General features: G+C 65.9%; 17 protein-coding genes. 9 read left to right on the top strand and 8 right to left on the bottom strand.

Translation table 11 applies throughout. The features are described 5' to 3' along the window. Positions 1-7 precede the first annotated feature (7 nt). The 6 genes from ACLJRM_RS10880 to ACLJRM_RS10905 form a co-directional block, all read right to left on the bottom strand. Positions 8-1,540: a PstS family phosphate ABC transporter substrate-binding protein gene (locus tag ACLJRM_RS10880; protein WP_101611088.1), complete on the bottom strand. Its 1,533-nt coding sequence runs from the start codon at positions 1,538-1,540 to the stop codon at positions 8-10. 76 nt (positions 1,541-1,616) lie between these two features. Then, positions 1,617-3,104 (bottom strand): flavin-containing monooxygenase, encoded by a 1,488-nt coding sequence (locus ACLJRM_RS10885; protein ID WP_410662941.1) that lies wholly within the window; start codon positions 3,102-3,104, stop codon positions 1,617-1,619. Next, complete coding sequence (locus ACLJRM_RS10890) at positions 3,101-3,586, bottom strand: FAD-dependent oxidoreductase (protein WP_410662942.1); 486 nt, start codon at positions 3,584-3,586, stop codon at positions 3,101-3,103. Before ACLJRM_RS10890 ends, ACLJRM_RS10885 begins: the two co-directional genes overlap by 4 nt. Then, the gene (locus tag ACLJRM_RS10895; protein ID WP_410662943.1) at positions 3,583-4,512 is read right to left on the bottom strand and encodes a ferritin-like domain-containing protein; all 930 of its coding nucleotides are present in this window, start codon (positions 4,510-4,512) and stop codon (positions 3,583-3,585) included. The genes ACLJRM_RS10890 and ACLJRM_RS10895 overlap by 4 nt, the downstream gene beginning before the upstream one ends. Further along, positions 4,512-5,336, bottom strand: coding sequence for an SDR family NAD(P)-dependent oxidoreductase (locus ACLJRM_RS10900; protein WP_101611092.1), 825 nt, complete (start codon positions 5,334-5,336; stop codon positions 4,512-4,514). The genes ACLJRM_RS10895 and ACLJRM_RS10900 overlap by 1 nt, the downstream gene beginning before the upstream one ends. Continuing rightward, a complete protein-coding gene (locus ACLJRM_RS10905; protein WP_174720474.1) occupies positions 5,336-6,262 on the bottom strand; it encodes an alpha/beta hydrolase in 927 nt (308 codons plus the stop codon). Before ACLJRM_RS10905 ends, ACLJRM_RS10900 begins: the two co-directional genes overlap by 1 nt. Positions 6,263-6,306: 44 nt before the next feature. On the opposite strand from ACLJRM_RS10905, the gene ACLJRM_RS10910 reads away from it, so the two are divergent. The 3 genes from ACLJRM_RS10910 to ACLJRM_RS10920 all read left to right on the top strand — a co-directional run bounded on the left by ACLJRM_RS10910 (position 6,307) and on the right by ACLJRM_RS10920 (position 8,295). Beyond that, positions 6,307-6,945, top strand: coding sequence for a TetR/AcrR family transcriptional regulator (locus ACLJRM_RS10910; RefSeq protein WP_101611094.1), 639 nt, complete (start codon positions 6,307-6,309; stop codon positions 6,943-6,945). Between the two features lie 504 nt (positions 6,946-7,449). Continuing rightward, a complete protein-coding gene (locus ACLJRM_RS10915) occupies positions 7,450-7,959 on the top strand; it encodes a nucleoside-diphosphate kinase (protein ID WP_410662944.1) in 510 nt (169 codons plus the stop codon). 15 nt (positions 7,960-7,974) lie between these two features. Then, on the top strand, positions 7,975-8,295 hold the full coding sequence (locus tag ACLJRM_RS10920; RefSeq protein ID WP_410662945.1) for a hypothetical protein: 321 nt from the start codon (positions 7,975-7,977) through the stop codon (positions 8,293-8,295). Between the two features lie 62 nt (positions 8,296-8,357). Here ACLJRM_RS10920 and ACLJRM_RS10925 read toward each other — a convergent pair whose 3' ends face one another. Continuing rightward, entirely contained in the window at positions 8,358-8,765 is a 408-nt protein-coding gene (locus ACLJRM_RS10925) for an NUDIX hydrolase (protein ID WP_410662946.1), read from the bottom strand. Continuing rightward, positions 8,762-9,436 (bottom strand): NUDIX hydrolase, encoded by a 675-nt coding sequence (locus ACLJRM_RS10930; protein ID WP_410662947.1) that lies wholly within the window; start codon positions 9,434-9,436, stop codon positions 8,762-8,764. Before ACLJRM_RS10930 ends, ACLJRM_RS10925 begins: the two co-directional genes overlap by 4 nt. 101 nt (positions 9,437-9,537) lie before the next feature. Between ACLJRM_RS10930 and ACLJRM_RS10935 the strand changes: the two genes are divergently transcribed. From ACLJRM_RS10935 to ACLJRM_RS10960, 6 genes are all read left to right on the top strand, one after another. Then, complete coding sequence (locus ACLJRM_RS10935; RefSeq protein WP_410662948.1) at positions 9,538-10,026, top strand: hypothetical protein; 489 nt, start codon at positions 9,538-9,540, stop codon at positions 10,024-10,026. 129 nt (positions 10,027-10,155) lie between these two features. After that, positions 10,156-10,431 (top strand): helix-turn-helix domain-containing protein, encoded by a 276-nt coding sequence (locus tag ACLJRM_RS10940; RefSeq protein ID WP_410662949.1) that lies wholly within the window; start codon positions 10,156-10,158, stop codon positions 10,429-10,431. Then, positions 10,428-10,772: a WhiB family transcriptional regulator gene (locus tag ACLJRM_RS10945; RefSeq protein ID WP_410662950.1), complete on the top strand. Its 345-nt coding sequence runs from the start codon at positions 10,428-10,430 to the stop codon at positions 10,770-10,772. Before ACLJRM_RS10940 ends, ACLJRM_RS10945 begins: the two co-directional genes overlap by 4 nt. Continuing rightward, on the top strand, positions 10,769-11,101 hold the full coding sequence (locus ACLJRM_RS10950) for a hypothetical protein (protein WP_410662951.1): 333 nt from the start codon (positions 10,769-10,771) through the stop codon (positions 11,099-11,101). The genes ACLJRM_RS10945 and ACLJRM_RS10950 overlap by 4 nt, the downstream gene beginning before the upstream one ends. Then, positions 11,098-11,943, top strand: coding sequence for a hypothetical protein (locus ACLJRM_RS10955; protein ID WP_410662952.1), 846 nt, complete (start codon positions 11,098-11,100; stop codon positions 11,941-11,943). The genes ACLJRM_RS10950 and ACLJRM_RS10955 overlap by 4 nt, the downstream gene beginning before the upstream one ends. Next, on the top strand, positions 11,940-14,156 hold the full coding sequence (locus ACLJRM_RS10960) for a cell division protein FtsK (RefSeq protein WP_410662953.1): 2,217 nt from the start codon (positions 11,940-11,942) through the stop codon (positions 14,154-14,156). Before ACLJRM_RS10955 ends, ACLJRM_RS10960 begins: the two co-directional genes overlap by 4 nt. The last annotated feature ends 28 nt before the right edge of the window (positions 14,157-14,184 follow it).

The raw sequence follows: 14,184 nt of genomic DNA on the forward strand, positions 1-14,184 counted from the left end.
GGGGCCTTCACGCGCCTGGACGGCAGAGGACCGGATTCACCAGCTCGGCGCACGGCCGGTGCCCGTGGGACCGGACGATGTCCTTGCCGACCTGGTTGGTCAGGTACCGCAGGAAGCTCGCGACGAGCGAGTCGGCCTTCGGCTCGCCGAACGTGTACGCGTACTCGGTCTCCCAGAACGGGTAGGCCGCGTGGATCGCGCCCTCCAGGGTCGCCTGGTGGCCGTCGATCCGGACCGGCAGCACGTCCTCGCGTTTCGTGGCCGCACCCAGTTCGCTGTAGCCGAGCGCGCCGGGCACGCGCGAGACGGCCTCGAGGACGTCGTTCGTGGACGGCCGCGCGCAGCGCACCACCCCCGGCTGGGCCCCCGGCGCCGGTTTGAGGCAGTCGTCGGAGTTGTCGCCCGGTTCCCGTTTGCCCGCCAGGACCTGGAGCTCGAACGTCCGCCGCGTACCGGAGTCGGAATGCCGGTCGACGAGCCGGACGGGCTGGTCCTTGCCGCCGATCTCCCGCCAGTTCGCGATCTTGCCGTCGTAGACGTCACGGATCTGCGCGAGCGAGAGGTCCTGGACGCCGGCTTCCTTGTTGGCCACGAGCGTGAACAGCGAGAACGCGACCGGGCGGGGCAGCAGTTGCGGGAAGCCCTCGCCCTTGGCGCCGTCGGAGAACGCCAGCACGCTGTCGTTCCCGGCCTGGTTCAGGCTGCCGAGCCCTTCCGCGCTCCCCCGGCTGTCGAAGGCGAAGGACGCGCCCGGGCACGTCTTCGCGTACGACGCCGTCGCTTCCTTCAACACCGGCGCGAACGCCGTCGACCCGGTGATCGTGAGCTTCCCGGACGCGCAGTCCAGCGGCGGCGGCTTCTCGTCGAAGACCAGCGAACGGGTGAGCTGGAAGATGCTGACCACCACCAGGAAGAGGATCAGCGCCATCACCGAACCGGTAGGCCCGGTGCGGCTCTTGGTCTCGCGGAGGCTGCCGCCCTTGATCTCACCGATGACCTGAGGATCGTCGAAGTCCTCGGTCGAGCCGTTCGGGATCCGGTCGAGCACGGCGAGGATCTTGTAGTGCGCGCCGCGGTTCAGCGGCACCCTCGGCAGGTCGATCACGCCGACCGGCCGCTCGGGATTCTCGTCGCGCGCGCCGAAACCGGAGTCGTCGCCGAAACATTCGTGCAGATGCGGCGAGCTGAGCTCGGTCACCACCATCCCGGCCACGGTGCGGCCGGGGAACTTCACCCGGACGCCGACCCGGTCGTCCGCGTTGACCGCGTAGTCGTCGGTGTCGATGTCGGTGGTGCCGCTGTTCTCGATGCGCAGCAGCACGAACGACGGGTCGACGAGCCGCTCGCCGTTCTCGTGCTGCAACTGTGCGAGCGCGTCGGCCGTCGGCGCGAAGCCGCGCTCGGACGCCGTCGGGGTGTCCATCTGCACGCGGTAGCCGAGCCGTTTGCGGCCGACGAGCACGAACTCCCACAGGAACGCGACGGCCGGGACGGCGATCCCGACCACCGCGAGCAGGACGTCCCACGGAAAGCCTTCCAAGGCCAGCCTCCAGGTCGGTTCGGGGAACCGAACTTAAGGCTCAGCCAGGGCGGCGACGGCGGACTTCAGCCAGTGTTCACCGGCCGTCCGCGAAGGCGTAGTCGTCGAGGTCGAAGAACCGGCTCGTCACCATCGTTTCCAGCGTCGGCGAGGCACGGAACGGCACGTCCCCGTTCACGTCGAAGTAGTAGCTGTTGGCCAGCGAACAGCTGTCCTGGAAGAACACCTGGTGTTTGCGGCGGTCCAGCATGCTCTGGAAGTACCGGTCGTTGGCCTCGTTCGTGACCTCCACCCGGGTCGCCCCGGTCTTGCGGGCGTTGCGCAGGCACCGGACGATGTGCGCCGTCTGCGTCTCGATCAGGTTGAAGTACGAGGAACCGTTGTAGCCGTAGGGCCCGAGAATGGTGAACAGGTTCGGGAAACCGGGCACGCTGACGCCCTGATACGCCTGGAACCGGTTCTCCTCCCAGAACTTCTCCAGATCGGTGCCGCCCGCCCCGCGCACGGTGAACGCGGGCATGTTGCCCTTCTCGAACACCTTGAACCCGGTCGCCAGCACCAGCACGTCGACCGGATGCGCGGTGCCGTCCGCGGTGCGCACGCCGTGCTCGGTGATCGCGTCGATGCCCGTGGTCTCCAGCGTGACGTCTTCGCGGTTGAACGTCTGGAGGTACTCGTTGGAGAAGCTCGGGCGCTTGCAGCCCAAGGCATAGCGCGGCGTGAGCTTCTCCCGGGTCTCCGGATCCTTGACCGCGCGGCGCAGATGCGCGAGCCCGATCCGCTCGCCCGCGCCCGCGGTCGGCAGGAGTTTGTGGAAGTGCGCGGCCAGCGGGAAGGTCAGTTCGACGAGTGCCTGGCTGGCCAGCCGCGACAGCCGTTTCGCTCCGGGCAACCGTCGCATCGCGAGCCGCACCGGCCCCGGCAGGGCGGCGTCGGGCTTGGGCAGGCACCAGATCGGCGTCCGCTGGAACACCGTCAGATGCCCGGCTTCCGGCGCGATGGACGGGATCACCTGCACGGCCGACGCCCCGGTGCCGACGACCGCGACGCGTTTCCCGCGCAGGTCGACGGTGTGGTCCCAGCGCGCGGTGTGCATCACCGTGCCGCGGAAATCGGCGAGCCCGTCGATCTCCGGCGGCTTCGGCTGGGTGAGCACGCCGGTGGCGCCGACGACGAACCGTGCCGTCATCGACCAGCCGTCGGCGGTTTCGAGGCGCCACAAGTGCGTCTCGTCGTCGAAGGTCGCCGAAACGACCTTGCTGCCGAGGCGGGTACGGCGGCGGATGTCGTACTTGTCGACGCAGTAGTCGGCGTAGGCCTTGAGTTCGCGACCCGGCGCGTAGACCCGCGACCAGCCGGAGATCTGCTCGAACGAGAACTGGTAGCTGAACGACGGGATGTCGACGGCGACACCGGGATAGGTGTTCCAGTGCCAGGCGCCACCGACGCCGTCACCCTCCTCCAGCATGAGGAAGTCTTCGAAACCCGCTTTGTGCAGCAGGATCGCGGCGCCGATTCCGGAGAAGCCGCCGCCGATGATCGCGATCTCGTGGTCCGGGGTCATGCGGGACGTCCTTCCGGTGCGAAAAGTGAACTGGCGCCGAGCACGACGACGTCGGCCTGATGCTCGATGCCTTCGGCGGTACGGATTCCGTGGGGCGCGAAGGCGTAGACAGGCCAGGTGATGAGCTTGCAGCCGGGCCTTCGCAGCGCTCCGTAGTAGCCGAGGCCCGGCGCCGTCCGCCGCGAGCCGAAGCGGCGGTCCGGTGTCAGGAGCCTGCGGACCCACGGGTCTTTCACCTGCCAGCGCAGGAAAACGCGGGCGACGGCGATCCCGAGGACGTTCGGCCCCGGCACCGGCATCGGCACCACCCAGTCGGGTTCCTCCTGGAACACCTTCACCGACCGCGCGGTGGCCACCACCTCGGGCACGATCTGCGCCGCTTCACGGCCGGGCGCGACGACGGCGACCCGCTGCCCGGCGAAGTCGTGCCCGAACCATTCGGTGCCGCGCAGCACCTCGCCCCGGAATTCGCCCAAGGTCATGAGGCGACCGGTTCGTGCGTGATCTCCTCGGTCCACGACTGCGGTTTGCCGAGCAGCCGCGCGGGGATCAGCCGGGTCGCCTTGACCATCGGGTCGGCCAGCAGCCGGTGGTAGACGTGCGAGCGGTCGACGATCATCGCCGCCTGTGCCTTGAGCACGTGGTACGCCGGGATGCGTTTGGTGAACTCGCCGCGGCCGCCGATGGTGGAGAACCGTTTCACCGCGTTGTACAGCTTCTTCTCCGGCAGGCCCATCGCGACGATGTTGTCGCGCATCTTGTTGATCAGCGGGACGAACACCACGATCAGGCCGAGGACGATCTGCGGTTTGAGCGAGCCGACGGACTCCGTGATGATCTTGGTCGCCGATCCGGCGCCGATCAGCTCGAGGACTTCGAAGTCGGCCGCGATGTGCCGGGACTCGTCGGAGTTGATATGCCGGAACACCTGGTGGCACACCGGATCCGAGACCTCGTCCAGCAGGAACTTCACCAGGGCGCCGTCCAGCGCGCATTCCAGCAGCGGGATGAGCGTGGCGAGCGCTGTCAGCGGCAGCGAGTCGCCGTAGTCGTCGAGGACCTTGATGGCCAGCTTGACGTTGATGTTCGGTTCGGGCATCGAACCGTGCTCGTCGAGCATGCCCCAGCGCTTCATCAACGCCAGTTCGGCGTTCGCGTGTTTCTGTTCCTCGGCATGGAAGTAGCGGTAGATCTCCTGGATCACCGGTGTCGGCGCCTTCTTCGCCAGCGACGCGAACCCGCGCGCGCCGACGTGCTCGATCCACACCAGGTCGGCCATGAACGGCCGCATCTTGGCGCGGAGTTCGTCGGTCATCGTGTCCGCGCCGGGCGCGTCCCAGTCGATGTCGGCCAGCGACCACTGCTTGTCCTTGATGGTCTGGAGCATCGCGGCGAAGTCGTAGGCCATCACTTCTCCTTTTCGGCGGGCAGGAACCGGCCGAGGAGACCGGCGATCCGCGTGTACGGGACGGGCACGAAACGCTTGGCGTGCCAAAGAAGCTGGGCGTCGGGCTGCGGCACCACGTAAAGGCGGCCGCGATCGTGGGCGTCGAGCGTCATCCTCGCGACCTTTTCGGCGGAGAACCCGACCACGTCGGAGACCCGCCGGGCGAGGCCGCGCGCCTCGGCGTCGATGAGTTCGCCGTCGAAGATGTTGGTGCGGACGAAGGTCGGGCACAGCACGGTGACCGCGACACCGGTGCCGGACAGCTCGGCCGAGAGGGTTTCGGAAAGGCTGACGACCCCGGCCTTGCTGACGTTGTAGGCGGCCATCCTCGGCGCGGCGGTGAAGCCGGCGGCCGAAGCGACGTTGATGACGCCGCCCGCTCTCGCCTCCCGCATCGCGGGCACGAAGGTGTGGCAGCCGTGGATCACGCCCCAGAGGTTCACACCGAGGGTCCGCTGCCAATCGGACAGCGGGCTCTCCCCGACGACCTTGCCGCCGGCGCCGATCCCGGCGTTGTTGACGACGAGGTCCGGCTCGCGGCCGAGCCAGGAACGGGCCTGGTTCGCGAGCTCGGCGACTTCGTCCACAGTGGACACGTCACAGGCGATGGCGACCGCTTCACCCTTGCTCTTGAGCATCGCCGCGGTTTCTTCGGCCGATTCGAGGTCGATGTCGGCACACACGACCCGGCTCCCGCGCCGGACGAGTTCGGTGGCGATCGCCCTCCCGATGCCGCTGCCCGCCCCGGTGACGACGGCGTGCGCTCCTTGGGTCCGCTTCGTCATCACGCCGCCTTCTCGATCGCCGGGAGATTCTCGGTGAGGAACCGGCAAGCCCGCTCCATCGCGGGCCGCGCCTCCGGGATGAACCGGGTCAAGGCCTGGAAGACGTGCATCTGACCGGGGACGACGTCCAGTTCGCAGTCCGCCCCGGTGCGGCGCAGCGCCCTGGCCAGCTCGATGGCGTCCGCGGCGAGCATTTCGAGGCCACCGGCCTGGATGATCGTCGGCGGGAACCCCTTGATGTCGTCGAAGGCGAACCGCAGCCGCGCGGACGCGAGGTCGGCGTCCACCGTGTACAGACCGACCAGCCGCGCGGCCGCCGCGGCGGAGATCATCGGGTCGCGCCGCATGCGTTCCCGCTCGGCGGCCAAGGAAAAGGTCACGTCGAACAGCGGCGAGAAGAGCGCCAGCGCCGCGGGCGGTTCGCGGTTCTCCCGGATCAGCTGCGCGGCGAGGTCGACCGCGAGATGCCCGCCCGCGGAGTCACCCGCGACGAGGATCCGCCGGTACCCCTGCCCGACGAGCCGGTCGTACGCCGCGCGGACGTCGTCGGCGGCGTTCGGGAAGCGATGCCGGGGCGCGAGCCGGTACTCGCAGGCGAAGACCGGCAGGCCGGTGCCGTCGGAGACCCGCGTGGTCAGCCCGCGATGCGTCCGCGCCGAACAAAGCGCGTACCCGCTGCCGTGGACATAGAGGACGACGCCGTCGCCGTCGGTCACGCCGGGACCGCGGACCCACTCGCCACGGATGCCGGGCTCGACGCGACTTCCCTTCAACGGCGGGGAAGCCAGCCACAGACTGCTCGCGATGAAGGCGCGGGAGAACCTGATCCCGGCCGGGGTGGCGGGGATCGCGTTGGCGATCGGCCGCACGAAAGCGGACGTCAGCGCGGCGGCCAAACCGGGTCGCAGGCCATTCTGCGGTCGCATGCCCTCAGAATGAATCCGAGGGCATCTGCTGTCAAGATGGAGAGGTGACCGCGTCCCGCCGCTACAGCGGCAAAACCGCCGACGAGCGCCGAGCCGAACGACGGCTCGCCCTGCTCGGCGCCGCCTTGGACATCTGGCAGGAACAGGGCTGGGCAGCGGTCACGATGCGGGGCGTCTGCGCGCGGGCGAATCTGACCGACCGGTACTTCTACGAGAACTTCGCCAACCGCGACGCGTTGCTCGCCACCGCCTGGGAACAGGTCCGCGACGAAACCCTTCGCATGGTCCTGGACGCCGTCGCCTCCCGGATCGAGCAACCCGCGCTGGACCAGCTCCGGGCCGCGGTCGACGTCGTCGTGCACCACGTGCAGGAGGAGCCTGCGCGGGCGCAGATCCTGTTCGGCGACCACTCGGGCAGCGCCGTGCTGGAACAGCTGCGGCGGCAGACCGTGCAGGAGACCACCGGCCTGCTGATCGAACTGGCCCGGCCGCATCTGAAGCCCGATGTGGACGGTCTGGAGTTCCGGGTCAACGTCCTGCTGGGGATCGGCGGCTTCGTGGAGATCATGCTCGCGTGGCGCTCCGGACTGCTCGACGCGGACGCGGCCACCCTCGTCGATCACCTCACGGGAGTGGGGACTTCGCTGTCGCGGACGTTCCTCAAGGCTTCCACCAACGGGTGAATTTTCGTCCCGGGTTCATCGCCGGGCCGGAAATGCGCCAGGGCCCCATCCGGAGTGTCCGAATGGGGCCCTGACCTGCGGAGCCGCCTAGGGGAATCGAACCCCTGACCTATTCATTACGAGTGCGCCCTTCATCATGAAAATAGCCTTCTACCTGCGTCTTCATTGTGTTCTGCGTGGACCGAAGAGTCTCTGATCACTCCATTGCACCCCAGTTCGGGCCACGACTCGGGCCATGGAAATTTCTTCCAACTTGTCTGCGTGTCGCGCATGTCGGGCGTGTCGTGCGACTACGGAAGGTAGCCGGATTCCGGCGCCCCAAGCCTCGGGCATCCCGTGTCCATAGTGGACGCTTCACGCCTCACGTCCGGCGTATTGTCGATAGCGGGTGCGGGTCTCCCCCTCCCCCTCGGGGACCCGCACCCGCCTCGCTATCCGCCGGTTGAATGAGCTACGTCACTTGGTCGGTACGATCCGCCTGCCATCACAGACGGAAGGAACCCCATGACTGACTCGTCAGACCTCGGCGTCGAGCGGACGCTAGTCCTTCTCAAGCCGGACACCCTTGTTCGCGGACTGGCGGGCCGCATCCTGACTCGCTTTGAAGAAGCCGCCCTCAAGGTCGTAGGCGTCAAGATGAAGCACATGGACGCTGAGTTCACGCGCAAGCACTACTTTGACCTGGAAGAACGCGCTGGGGCAGAAATCTACAACTGCACAGCCACATTCATGCAGTCCGGCCCTGTCATCGCATTGGCTCTCGAAGGTGTCGACGCCGTAGCCAAGGTTCGGAAGATCATTGGCGGCACGTTCCCGAGTGATGCCGCGCCCGGCACCGTTCGAGGGGACTACGCCCACCAGACCAAAGCATCGTCCGAGGTGAGCGGCAAGGCCGTGATGAACCTCGTGCACGCGTCGGGCAACTCCGAGGAAGCGAAGTATGAGGTTGAACTTTGGTTCGACGCGGCTGAGCAGTTCGACTACGAAACCCTTGCCGAAAAACTCGCCTACTGACAAGCAGGGACCAGCATGGCCGACGAAACGGAAAGCGGCACCTCACTAGCCGAACTTCGTGCCGCATTTCAGGCCGAGTTCGCCACTAATAAGAGAGCAGCCGCCGAAACAGCGTATGCCATCGCTTTTCGATACCGCAACGAGGATGTAGACGGCGGACGCCAGTTCGACACGGCTGGCGATTGGGCGCGCCGGGCAATTGAAATCCTCGACAACCTTCCCACCGACTCACTCACGGAAGTTGCAAGCACCAGAGCCTCAATAGGGGGCGTGCCCATACCCGGGCTGCTGCACTCCGGCGTTGTACGCGAACGTCTCGGAGACGTGTTGTACTAGCGCTATTCGCACGAAGCGGCCCGCAACCCAAAAAGCAGTGGCGTTGCGGGCCGCTTATCGTCTCATTTAGACAGGTGAATATCCAAGTATTCCTGAACCGGCTCAAAGAACGGATAAGGGACATACTCGGTCAATTGCGCCCCGCCAGACCATGCGAATTCCGCAAGTTCGTCGTCATCAACAATGGTGGCCACACCGTCTACCACCTGACACGCAACATAAAACATCGTTCGACCAGTATTCGGGTGGACCCGATCACCTAGAACCGAAATGTCCTTAACTCCGAGTCCAGTTTCTTCACGAGTCTCACGCACTGCGGCCGCGCTCGGCGACTCTCCGTCTTCAATCTCTCCGGCGGGAAACTGCCAAGAGAGGCTACCTTCCTTGACCTTGCGTCGAACGAGAAGAACCCGGCCATCGTTCACGATGACTGCCGCAGCAATAGCCTTCTTCTCAAGATTTTCTGTCACTTGGAGTCCTCCAAAGCTTCTAATATGGGTGGAAAGATGTGATCCAGAGGGATGAATCTCGCCAATTCTTCCTTCTCCACCCAAGCAACATTAACATTCTCAAGGACGTCCATGTTCTGCGCCTCCCCCGTCAGGTACTCGCACAACATGTACTCCGCCCGGACGTGCGTAATCGGGTGCAGGCGGCCGCCAAGCTTGCGGACGATCGCGCAATGAACACCGGTTTCGGCAAGCGTCTCCCTGATTGCGACCGTCTCCGGTGCCACACCAGGCTTGACCATCCCCGCCGGAAACTGCCATGAAATGCCGCCGCCGTCCTCGCCACGACGACAGACGATGAGCACCCTAGATCCGTCGACGACGACGGCAATCGCAACAGTAAGAGCCTGCACCTGATCACCCACCACGTCAGGTGAGTCGGGAGCGCCTGTCGGCTCAGCGAATCGCCGGAACCGCGCCTTTGCCGAGTCCGACGCACGATCAAACGCGGTATCTAGCGCGTCCTGCATCTCAGACCGTGGAGTGACGTCCGGCTTGGAGTGCCAGGCCGCAACCGTCCTCTTGGCGACGCCTAGATGCTGCGCAAACCCCTCGTTGCTCATGCGTAGAGCAGCCTGCAGCGCGCACGCCGTCCGCCCGGTCCATTCGTTTACGAACTCCAGGACGAACACCCCCCGACATAAGAAAGTGCACCGTCGATGCACTGGTTGTGCACTGCCGGTGCACTGGTGATGCATCGTTTGAGACAGCGGTTCAGCGTTGACTTAGAGGCATGAAAGAAAGCCATCTGAACCCCTCACCGACGACGTGGATTACGTTCCGCGGGCAAGCGATTAAGGACCGAAGCGACGTTGGCATTGACCTCGTCGAGCCGATCGCCAAGCCCATCCATTTCGCGAAGCCGGGCGGTAATTTCCCGCAACTGGTGCTCAATGATCGCAAGTCGGCCCGGAATATCGTCGTCCCCCCGCGCCGTTGGTTCCCCTACCTCCGGGGGACGTCGACCCGCAAGCACAGCCACAAGGTGGGCCGCGTGCAGGTCAAGCGCAAGGGACAACGCCTCAAGCGTGCGATCACTCCGGCGACGCTGCGCCGTGTTGTGCTGGATTTCGCGAACCGTGGCCTTGGAAACCTGCGAACGCGCAATGAGTTCGCGCTGACTGATACCGAGTTCAGCCATGCGCTGATTGATCACTCCTGCGACTGCCGCCCAGTCTTCCGACACGTATTCCTCCGCGCTCCGCCTCGACGCCGAGACTAGCGCGACTCGTCATTCAACCGTCCACACTCCGCGCCCACGCGGACACATTTGGACCCATTTGCGTCAAGTCGGGATGAAATCATCCCGCTCCAGAGATTTAAATAAGACTTTCTAGTCAAGGGATACCCCATGGATACCAACCAGAACGTCGCACCGACGTTCTACACAGTCGGGGAAGTGGCGCACATGCTGCGCCTCAATCCGGTGACGCTGTATCGCGCCATCCGGGATGACGCTTTCCCTGCCGTCCGCATCCGCTCTCGCTACGTCGTTCCTGCCGCCGCCCTTAACGAACTGATCGCCGAGGTCACTTCGTCGGGAGGCTGCATCGATATCGCCGAACTGATCACCAAGCGCCGGACAGAGCGCGAGGCCGGTCGAGTGGTGGGAGGTGCGTCGCAGTGAATCGAGACGAGTACGAGGAAATTGCCGACAAGCTGGATCGCTACGCCACCGTTCCGAGCGACGTACTGACCGAGATTGTCACGAGGGATGGTCTGTGCTTCTGGGCATACGACCGCACGGAGGTTCCCGAACTGTCCGGGGAGGACACGCCAGACAGGGAGCTCGCAGCCCGGATGTGCGCCGGGTGCCCGGTCATCGACGAGTGCCTAGAACTCGAACTTCGGTCGGCCGGTGCCGACACGGTCGGAGTGTGGGGCGCCCTCTCTGACTCGGATCGCCGAGCAGTACACCGGATCTGGCGGATTCGCCGAGCGCGCCAGGCAGGAGGTGAGCAGCGATGACGGTCAACCTGACGCCAACTCAGATCCTCGCCGGAATCGGTATCCTGCTCGCCCTGTTCGTTGTCTGGCGGTTCGGCGCACGGAAGGCGCGGCGTGCCGCTGACGCGGCCCGTGCATCCGCCCGGGTGGTTTCACTTGCCGGACGCGTCTTGTTCACGGGCGCCGCCTTCACAGGCGTTCAATGGCTGGTCATCACGCATCCCGGCAACCCCACGTTGCTGATCGTGGTGCTGGGCGTACCGAACTTGGTCGCGGCCCACGTGCTTACCCGCGCGTTGACCGTCACGTCGCTTGACACGACCAACCATCGTGGCGGTGGTCGGCGATGACCGGACAGGCACAGGAAATCGGGTCGGAAGGGGTGGCTGCCTCCGGGCGGCCCCCCGCCCCGACTCGGGCGCAACGGCTCGCCCAGGACGCGGCTGACGCGGCCGAGGTTCGACGCTGGCAGGACCACCCGGATGTGATCGCGCTACGGGTCGAACGCGTCCGGACACAGGTCGATCGGTTGTGCTGGGCAGGCATCGTGCTCGGACTGGCGTTCACGATGGCCAACGTGCAGTGGTTCGCCGCTTCGGGCGCGGTTCCGTGGTCACTGCCATGGCTCACAGCGTGGCTACTGGACCCCACGGTATCGCTGGTTCTCCTCGCGATCCTGCGAGCCGAGCAGGTGACCGCGCGGTACCAAGTCCACACAGGCCGATGGGTCCGTGTAGCCAAGTGGCTAGCACTGGGCGCCACGTACGTCATGAACACCTGGGCGTCGTTCGCGGCCGGATCGCTAGCGGGGGTCGTGCTGCACTCCGTTCCGCCGCTGATCGTGTTCGCGGCCGCCGAGGCGATCACGGACTTGCGGGACAAGCTCACCGAGGCAGTGAATGCGGCGGTCATGGAAACCGCCGAACCTGCCGAGCCGCGTGCGCTGCCAGACACACCGACCGAGGTTCGCAAGCCGAGACCGGCAAGAGAGCAGCCTGCAGCTTCGTCGCGACGAAAGCTGTTCGCTGACTACCTCGGGGAGGCGCGGCAAGCGTGGACGCCCCACGTGGTCGTCACACCCGCGTGGGTACGTGAGGTCACGGGGTGCTCTCGCGGACTGTCGCCCCGGCTGGCCATCGCGCTAGCGAACGAACTCAAGAGCACTTCGGACGGAGAGGAGACACAGTCATGAACGCGGAAGACCACACCCCCGTGAACGCAACGGCCGAGGCCGTGAACGCTGCCACCCTCACCGCCCGCGAGGGTTCACGAGACGTCGAGCATGTCGGGCCCGTGCTCGAAGCCGAGCTGATCGACGACACGTTGCCGCAACCACGCCGCCGGACCGTCCGGCGCCGGTTCGTTCGGTGGTGGCAGCACTCGCCGCGCGTGCCGCGTGCGTTCAAGAGCAAGGCTCTGGCGGTGCAGGCGGCCAAGGACGCTGTTGCGACCGTGCTCAAGTCACCATGGCGGTACGTCGGCGCGGTCGTACGGGGTCTGGTCGTTGGCACGCGCTGGTGGCGGAAGTGGGTAACTGTGCGGGACTACCGCACGGCGGCCGAGGAAACGGAGAAGCTTGCCGACAAGTTCACGGAGATTCGTGAACTCACTCTGTTCCGCTGGAAGGTCACAGGAGCCGTGGCCACCGTCGTGGCTCTGGCAGTCGCCGTGACCGATCTCGTGTACGGCGCCGATCCCTTGTGGATCGCCGGGGCCATCGCATCAGTCGCCTTGGCAATCCTTGGCCGCCGCAAGGACGGAAGCCCCGGCCGGAAACCGGCGCTTGCGGGTCCGCGCACACTCACGTGGACCATGGACCCGCAAGTACTCGTGGACGCGTACCGAGACGCAAAGCTGATCGGAAAGGACGAGTCTTTGCGGCTGGTCGAGCGGGCACACCGCATCGGCGACGGATGGGCGGTCGTCGTCGACCTTCCGGCCACCCGGAAGGCGTCCGACGTCGTGAAGAACCGGGACGCTCTCGCGTCGGCCCTGGCAGTAGATGAGGTGCAACTCATCGTGGAACGGGTGCGCGGCAACGGTGGGCACGCTGGACGGGTTTCGATGTGGGTTTCCGACGAAGACCCGTACAGCTCGCCGCCGCTGCGCACTCCGCTGCTCGGAGTGACGAGGTGGGACGCTTGGCGGCCGGTTCCGTTCGGCCGTGATGCGCGAGACCGGCGGATAGATCTGCCGTTGGTGTGGACGTCGCTTCTGGTCGGTGCGATTCCTCGGCAGGGGAAGACGTTCGCCGCACGGCTCGCGGCCTCGGGGCTCATCTTGGACCCATGGGTACGGCTCTACGTGGCGGACTTCAAAGCCGGGAAGGACTGGGACGCCGCCGGCCAGGTGGCCCACCGGTTCATGGCCGGCGACGAGACCGAGCATGTCTTGGCCCTGATCGATTGGTTAGTAGAACTGGTCGCCGAGGTACAAGGCCGGTTTCGGCGGATGCGAGACCTTGACGACCTCACTTGTCCGGAGTCGAAGGTCACGCCGAACATGTCCCGCAACGCAGAGCTGGATATGCCGATCACGGGTGTCTTCGTCGATGAGGTTCAAGTGCCCTTGGAGGACAGAACCCCTGTTGTTGTGCAGGGAAAGAAGGTCACCGCGGGCGAGTACGTCGGCGAGCTGTTGACGTGGCTCGCGAAGAAGGGACCAGCGGCAGGGATCGTGTTGGTACTGGCGACGCAACGACCAGACTCGAAGACGATCCCCTCCGGGCTACGGGCGGTGCTCGGCTCGCGGTTCGCACTTCGGGTGATGGACTGGCGTGACTCGAACATCGTGCTAGGCGAGCAGATGAACACCCGAGGGTTCGACTCAAGCCGTCTCTTGCCATCTCACAAGGGTGTGGGCATCTTGCGCCCGGACGGGGACACAGCGGCCGGTGCGGATGTGCTCGCGATGATGGTTCGGACGTACTACATGCCGAACGAGGATTGGCATGCCGTCTGTCAGCAGGGCCGAGCAGTACGGGAAGCAGAGGGAACGCTCAGCGGACACGCCGCCGGGCATGACACGATGCCGACGCTTGACCACACGGCGGTCGCACGCGCAATCGGCACGGGCAACGACAGGACGGCGGCGGAAGCAGCCGAGCCGATCGAACTGCCCGAACCGCTCGCGTCGGTCGTCGCATACCTCGGCGACGACCTCGACGAGGACGGCCGCGACTTCGTGCCAACGTCCGAATTGGTGAGCGCGCTCGAAGTCGAACCGACCGCGTTCGGGCGGCGGATGGGCGACTTCGGGTGCCGTTCAGAGCGTGACCGCGTGGCGGGCAAGGATGGACGGACACGCCAGGTACGCGGCTACTTCACAGCCGACATTCGGGCCGCCGTCGAAGCCATCGGTAGCGGTGTGCTCGACCCCAACGGGCTCGACGGAGACGACCCGTAACCCGTCACAACCCGTCTCACGCACCCGT

Source organism: Amycolatopsis sp. lyj-84 (assembly GCF_046549075.1).
GTDB lineage: Bacteria > Actinomycetota > Actinomycetes > Mycobacteriales > Pseudonocardiaceae > Amycolatopsis.